Here is a 7,711-nt window from a genome sequence, read left to right as displayed (position 1 = left end):
ACCCTAACCCTCCCCTTGGAAAGGGGAGGGAACTGGATTTTTATTTTCCCCCCTTGGAAAGGGGGTTAGGGGGGATAAACTCCGGGATATGAAGGGAAATCAGACTTGTGTACAAGGTAGAGATTAAGAGACTCTATATTAAACTACAGGCTAATTCCTAACCAACTTTCCCAACATAAGGACTAGTTAACTTATCGAGTTGCTGTACCAACAAACTGAGGAACAAACCCACATCAGTAACCACACCAACCGATTCTACCGAACCGCGATCGCTCAATTTTGTGACGACTGCGGGGTTGATATCAACACAAACTATTTTCACCCCGGATGGTGTCATATTTCCCACACCAATCGAGTGCAGCATTGATGACAGCATCAAAATCATTTCCGCACCTTTAATTTGTTCGGCGTATTCGACTTGTGCTTTAATCAAATCCATCTGGGTATCGGGTAAAGGTCCATCATCGCGAATTGAACCTGCAAGGACGAAGGGAACGTTATTTTTAACGCATTCGTACATAATCCCATTTGTAATTACACCAGCTTCAACAGCTTTTTTAATGCTACCGTAACGGCGAATTGTGTTAATGACCTTGAGGTGATGTCTGTGTCCTCCCCGTACTGTAACACCTCGCTTCATATCCACACCCAAGGATGTGCCTAATGTGGATTGTTCGATGTCATGAACTGCGATCGCATTTCCTCCCAGTAGGGATTGTACGTAGCCTTCTCTGACTAATCTCGATAAATGTTCACCACCACCTGTATGTATAACCACAGGACCAGCACTAACAACTACTTTACCACCAGCATCACGGATTTTACGTAATTCCCAGGCGACTTGTTCCACAACTAATTCAACTCGACGTTCGCTGGAAACACCCGCAGACATAAAGCTAAATTCTTCTGTATTGCGTTTTTCCCGTGATTCGGTTTTGCGGATTGTGCGGATGCCAAATACATCAACAACAACACTTTCCTTAATTTCCAAATCCCGTAATAACTTACATTTTGCTACCGTACCTTGGGGAGTTTGGGAAATTGCGATCGCACCATCCATACGCTGATTTTGTACCTGTATCCATTCACCGTTGATTCTCACTTCGGTAGGATAAATTGTACTCACATAAAAATCATCTGGTGCGACACCATTTTCAATTACGGGTTCGAGTTTAGCATCGCGTTCGTCTTGGGGTAAATCGACTGCACCCAAATCGATGAGGTGGGAAATAATACTTTCCATCACTTCATGGGATGGTGCAGAGACTTTGACTTCTGCTGCTGAGGTGCTTTGACGTTGTTCTCCCAAGTTAAAATTCAGAACTTGGAAACTACCACCATTATCTATGATTAAATCTAGCGCTCGGTTAATCAAACCGGAGTCGAGTAAGTGCCCTTGGATACTGATAATGCGACTTTCAACATGGATGCTAGCATGAACATCGGCAAGTACGGGTTCAGTAACACGTAATGTCAAACATTTAGCAGCACCACCAGCTTTGAGAAATTCAGTTAGGGGGGTTTCAAGTACCTGGAAACCAACTTGCTTGAGTCGTGCTTTCAAGCCATCAGAGACTTTATTCATGACGACTATATGCTCTAAATTTACAGTATTGCAGGCAAAATTTACCGCATCTGCTTCTGCGATCGCAATCCGTTTTTCTGGAGCAACCCGCATTTCAATCAAACGATTGGAATAGGAATCAAATGCATCTGGATAATAAAGTAAGTAGCCGTTAGCGAGGGGACAAAAACAGGTATCAAGGTGGTAAAATCGCTCATCAATCAATCGTAGCGACAACACTTCGATATCCAGCCATTTTGCCAGATATGGGTGGGAATCTAGCTCTGAACGGAAACCATAACCAGCCCACAACCATCGTCCTTCCCTGTCAAAAAGGGCATCCCCAGCACCTTCAAATGGTAAATCCTTGGGGAGTTCGTAAACCTTGTAACCATGTTGTTCAAACCATTCCTTGAAAAATGGTTCTTCTCCCTGTCGTTCTTTGTGTAAAAAGCGACTTAAAACTACATTCTCACCAAGTACTAATCCAGCATTGGCGGTGAAAACCATATCTGGTACACCTTTCTGGGGTGTAACTAAATCAACCGTGGCATGTTCCTTTAAAATTTGATACAGCCCTTGCCACTGTACGACAGCGCGATCGCGTGACGATTTGTGGATATTTCCCTCCATCCAAGGGTTAATTACATAATCTACATCGTAGTGGTCAGGGGCACACATCAAAATCGAAATATGAGAAGTCATAAGAATCACCAGTGAGATGCTATTTACCTGTCTAGAATATAACTAAGCGCGATTTTATCGAAGATTTTTCATCAATCGTCCACAATTCTAGCCGGGGATTTTCACATGGTTTGATTTATTTGTCTAAATAAATTGTTCCCAATTATTGTAGGGGTAGGGAAACCCTACCCTTACTTACGAGTGATAGATAAATTTATCGGTTGGGATATTTTATTTTCTGGAAGTCACCTAATTAGTCGATGGTGTTGCCGTAGCTGGGGGAACTGTTATTTGTTCGGTAGGAGTGGGAAATGTGACTTCTTCGGTTGGTGTGGGTTCAGGTGATTGGGTTGGTGTAGGTTCTGGTGATTCGGTTGACTCGTTGGGTATAGTTTCCGGTAATTCGCGGGTTGGGATGATGGGGAATGTGGGGATAGTTGGTTTTGGCTGTTTTTGTTTTTGTAGTTGTGGTTGCGGTATCGACTTTGGTGTGGGAAGTGCTAGGGGTTCTGGGATAACTTTGGATGGTGTGGGTAAAAGGTTTTCTGTGGATGTTTCAGAAGTATTTGCAAATCCCTCTATCAGTAAAGTTTTTAATCTTTTGCCATTGCGATCGCTCACTGCTAATCTGGCAATATGTTTACCTGTATCGATAGGTGCAAAAACAACGGAAATATTACAGCTTTGTTTCGGTGAAATTGTCGTCGCGCAACTGCTAGTAATCTCAAAATCCCCTTGTTTACCATTGTTATCCATATCATCTACCTGCACTAGGGTTGAAGATTGGTTGGTAACTGTAATAGTTTGCTTTTGACTTGTGGAATTAATTGTTTGGTTGCCAAAAATCAGCTTTGGACTACTCAGCTTTATTTGCCCTGATGTAATCGTTTCATCAGATTTGGATATTAAATTAGTGGTATTTACTTGTGATACTGACAATGATTTGGGACGCGCTAAAACAAACCAAGCCATAAGTCCAGCCAATCCTGAACATAATAGGAAAATTAATCCAAATTTCCAGATTCTTCGATTAGTAGAAATAGGATTACTTGGAATGTAATTAATTACCAGTTCTGGCTCATCTTTTGCCGCTTCGGATAACATTGTATTAATCAGATTGAAATTTTTTTGGCTAATATTAACAGCATTCTCATCTCCCAATGCATTGCGTATTTTCACCGCATGAGCCAAATAATTGCGGGCTTTTCCCATCTCTTCCAAGCATAATGCTCGACTACCCAATTGATGCAGTAACCAAGCTTCGGTTGCTTTATCCTTAATTACAATGGATGCTTGCAAACCCGACTGTAAAACAATATCCCACAAACCCCATTGCTTATCTAAAGCTAGGGGAGTTTCAATTGCTTCTACCAAACGCAAAACCTGTTGCCAACGTTCAACCTTAACTGCCCAAGTTAAGGTTTCCATCAAAACATCGGTTTCGGAACGTAATAAACTGGGTAAACGACTATATCTTTCTGCCCAAGTTGTGAAATAATCAAGAATTAATTCATGCCAATAATTTAAATCCCATTCTTTTTGTAATACCGCAATTAGTACATCGTTAATATAATAACGGTCTTGCTCATTTTCCACCAGATTCCACTTAGTTAAGTTCTGCAATATTCCCGGAGTCGCAGTAATTCCACTCAAAGCTTCAACTTGTCCTGCTAATAATGGGATTCCGTTCACTGCTGCTAATATCGCCAAAATTGTGCATTCAGATTTGGGAATAACAGCTAAAATTCCCTGAATTAAAACATCACTTGTGGCAGAAAATTGTAACTGCAAAACCAATTCTGGAAAAGTATATACTTCCCTATTTATACTAGTTACAGCTAGTCGTAACAACCAAGGATTTCCCCCTAATAAATTCGCAAGTACTTCTATTGATTGAAACTCATCTGGATTAACCGTTCTTTCTAATTCTTGGGTGACAAAAGTCAATGCATCTCGCGCTGTAAAACCTGTGAGTGCAGTACTAAAACTATTTTCGTCTAGTCTTTTCGTTGATGATGCTAGTGCAAAGCGAGAATTAGGAAGTGCTATTTGTAATTCTTTTATTTCTGCTGGTGTTAATTTTGTGTCATCTAAAATTAGCAGAACTTGTTTACTTTCTAAAGCTTTGCTAATTTCTAAATCTGTTGGTTTATAAGTAATATCGCTTTCGCCAAAAATATCAAAGAGCGATTGTAATAAATCACTTGCCGTTTGATAACGAGAATTCAAAAAGATAGTACCATCGGGGAAAACCCGGTTTGTTTGAATAAAATGGGTAAAATGCCGCAATAAAGCCGATTTACCAAAACCAGAATCACCGTAAAATTCGATTGATTGCTTCGATTCGGGAGATACATCAGCAGAATTTAAAGCATTAATTGCTCCTTTTATTTCCTTCAATCGTCCAATTAAATTCAAAGATGTTGGTGCTAATGAAAATGGTAAACGTGCTGCGATCGCATTGGAGTCTCGCAATTTAACTTGACATTTCTGCGTTATCCGACTGACAACACTACCGGAAGTTGAATCTAGCTGGATGGTAAATTTTCCAACCGCCAAATTTCCAGCAATTTTTTCTGGCATTTTATCTGACGACTCAAAATTACTTTGTTTGATATCTTGATCCCAAATTGTAGCATTGATAGGAAGGGGATTTTTCAGCCTTTCTGTATGTACTCCATTTAGCTTAACTTCCTGCTGCCAAACAGGCAGATTTTGCCCCCATTCTGCCGCATAAATTTTGGTACTATTAAAATACTGAATACCCCATTGCCTGATTGCAGCACAAATCAACTTCACCAAAATCTTTCTGTCAGGAACCTTGGCAGCAGCTAAAGCAACATATAAACAACTATCTTTCAACCCGACTTTTGCTGTAACTCCTTGCGGCTTCAAGGATTCATTTATTAATGCTTCAATCGCATGAATATCACCTTGTTTGGCAAGTTCGAGAATTTGCTGTTGAGTCATTTTATCTACGGTATTTGACCTGAATTTGTTTCGTCAGTCACCCTGGTAGATTTGGGGGTATTCGGTATGATGCATTAGGTATTGGGAAATTTCATCCCTAATCCCATACAAACGACTCATCGAGTCATCTCTACCTTGTTCCCTGTTCCTGTATGGACAACCCGATGGTTCGTCTCTCTCTGCACCCTGAAAATACGGCAATTTGCCTGTAGAGATGTATTCTAAAACAATCATGGGGGGTAGATATAACCTGCTAGGGACACTTTCTTCTCCGCATACAGTATTTCTAGACACAAAATGTCAGAGCATAAATTATAATTTTTTTTTATGAAATTTATAAACAATTAATTTTACTGAGTAAATTAAATTCACTGATACTTAATAAATCTGGATATTCTAACAAGTCCAGAAAAAATCCAGAAAAAATATTTTGCTGTTATTTGTCTTGATTTGTCGTTATACCAATTTAGTATGAAGAAGCATAAAATAACCCCACCGCCTGTGGCACCTCCCCTTACCTTACGCGCTACTCTACGAGAAGACGAAGCGTCTACCGCGTTCCCGCAGGGTAGGGGAGGTATGGAGGGGTCGAATAATGTGCAGCCTCACATAGAATTAGTCTTACTCGTATGCTATTAGCAATTTCTTAAATTTAAAAGCAAGTAATTTATGCTACTATTACCCACTGTATTGGCGTAGCACTTCCTCCAGGAGTATCGCCAAATTTTTTTGATATTAGTAGCCAAAAATCATCAATTTAGTTTGTTGACACTCTAAAATTGAGAGACTTGCACCGAACGCTCGGTCAATTGAGAATAAATAGGACAAAGCGCACGGGGATAACGAACGTGAGTCATGGATTTGATTATGATTTGGTAATTATCGGTGCTGGAGTCGGTGGGCATGGTGCAGCCCTCCACGCCGTTGCTTGTGGTTTAAAGACGGCGATTATCGAAGCGGCTGATATGGGGGGAACCTGCGTCAACCGTGGCTGTGTTCCCTCAAAGGCATTATTAGCGGCTTCCGGGAAGGTAAGGGAATTGCGAAATGCCCATCACCTCAAATCCCTGGGTATTCAAATCGGTAACGTTCAATTTGAACGGGAAGCGATCGCAAATCATGCGAATAATCTGGCTGCGAAAATCCAGGGTGATTTAACTAACAGTCTCAAACGTCTCGGTGTTGAGATTATCAAGGGTTGGGGTAAACTGGCAGGTCAACACAAGATTAGTATTACTACTGATTCCGGCGAAAAAATAATTACTGCACAAGATATTATTCTTTCCACTGGTTCCATCCCTTTTGTACCCCCAGGTATTGAAGTTGATGGCAAAACAGTCTTTACCAGCGACCAAGGAGTAAAGTTAGAAACATTACCAAAATGGATAGCAATCATTGGTAGCGGTTACATCGGTTTGGAATTTTCCGATATCTATTCGGCATTAGGCTGCGAAATCACCATGATCGAAGCATTAGACCAGTTAATGCCGGGATTTGACCGCGATATCGCCAAACTTGCCGAAAGAACCCTAATTACCCCTCGTGACATCGAAACCTACGTTGGTATCTATGCCAAGCGGATAATTCCCGGTTCCCCTGTGGTGATTGAATTGGCAAACTTCAAAACCAAAGAAGATGTTGATACGATTGAAGTTGACGCTTGCTTAGTTGCCACTGGACGTATCCCCGCAACCAAAGACTTGGGGTTAGAAAAGGTGGGTGTGGAATGCGATCGCCGCAATTTTATTCCCGTCAATGATAGTATGGCTGTACTTAGTGGCGGTGAAGTTGTACCCCATCTTTGGGCGATTGGTGACGCAACCGGAAAAATGATGTTGGCACATGCAGCCTCGGCACAGGGTATAATTGCTGTGGAAAATATTTGTGGTAGAGCCAAGGAAGTCGATTACGACAGCATCCCCGCAGCCGCATTTACCCACCCAGAAATTAGCTATGTAGGTAGAACCGAAGCCCAAGCAAGGGAATTGGCAAAGGAGTCAGGCTTTGAAATTGGAGTTGCTAAAAGCTATTACAAAGGTAATTCTAAAGCCTTAGCGGAAGGAGAAGGGGACGGTATCGCCAAAGTCATATATCGTCAAGATACGGGTGAAGTATTAGGGGTACATATATTTGGTTTACACGCATCTGACTTAATCCACGAAGCTTCAGCCGCAATGGCAAACCGTCAAACCGTCCATACCTTAGCACACCTAGTTCACGCCCATCCAACGCTTTCCGAAGTCCTAGACGAAGCCTATAAACGGGCAGTCGCAGTCTAGAAATTAAAAATTAGGGAAAAGGGCAACGGGCATGGGGCATAAAAAATGTCTAATCGCCATACTAGTACAGCTTGGCGTAAATATGCCTACCATTTAGGGCTTGAATTTAATCCTCTTTTAGAGGACTTTCGCTATTAGACAGAGGTTTATAACCTCTGGCTCTGACGGGTTTGGTATTCACAATAGTCGGTTTACTTGCGCCGTGTTGTACTAG

Annotated in this window: 4 protein-coding genes; 1 reads left to right on the top strand and 3 read right to left on the bottom strand. The window is 41.4% G+C overall.

The window, feature by feature from the left end; genetic code table 11:
• Nucleotides 1–157: 157 nt before the first annotated feature.
• The 3 genes from argZ to CK510_RS22645 form a co-directional block, all read right to left on the bottom strand.
• Entirely contained in the window at nucleotides 158–2,269 is a 2,112-nt protein-coding gene (gene argZ, locus CK510_RS22655; protein WP_095723841.1) for a bifunctional arginine dihydrolase/ornithine cyclodeaminase, read from the bottom strand.
• Nucleotides 2,270–2,497: 228 nt separating this feature from the next.
• On the bottom strand, nucleotides 2,498–5,218 hold the full coding sequence (locus CK510_RS22650) for a choice-of-anchor D domain-containing protein (protein ID WP_095723840.1): 2,721 nt from the start codon (nucleotides 5,216–5,218) through the stop codon (nucleotides 2,498–2,500).
• 33 nt (nucleotides 5,219–5,251) lie between these two features.
• Nucleotides 5,252–5,452, bottom strand: coding sequence for a hypothetical protein (locus CK510_RS22645; RefSeq protein WP_095723839.1), 201 nt, complete (start codon nucleotides 5,450–5,452; stop codon nucleotides 5,252–5,254).
• Between the two features lie 614 nt (nucleotides 5,453–6,066).
• Between CK510_RS22645 and lpdA the strand changes: the two genes are divergently transcribed.
• Complete coding sequence (gene lpdA / locus CK510_RS22640; protein WP_095723838.1) at nucleotides 6,067–7,497, top strand: dihydrolipoyl dehydrogenase; 1,431 nt, start codon at nucleotides 6,067–6,069, stop codon at nucleotides 7,495–7,497.
• Nucleotides 7,498–7,711 lie beyond the last annotated feature (214 nt).

The sequence above is a fragment of the Brunnivagina elsteri CCALA 953 genome, from assembly GCF_002289455.1.
Taxonomy (GTDB): domain Bacteria; phylum Cyanobacteriota; class Cyanobacteriia; order Cyanobacteriales; family Nostocaceae; genus Brunnivagina; species Brunnivagina elsteri.
Note: the sequence above shows the minus strand (reverse complement) of the source record. Positions and strands in the feature narration are given on the sequence as shown.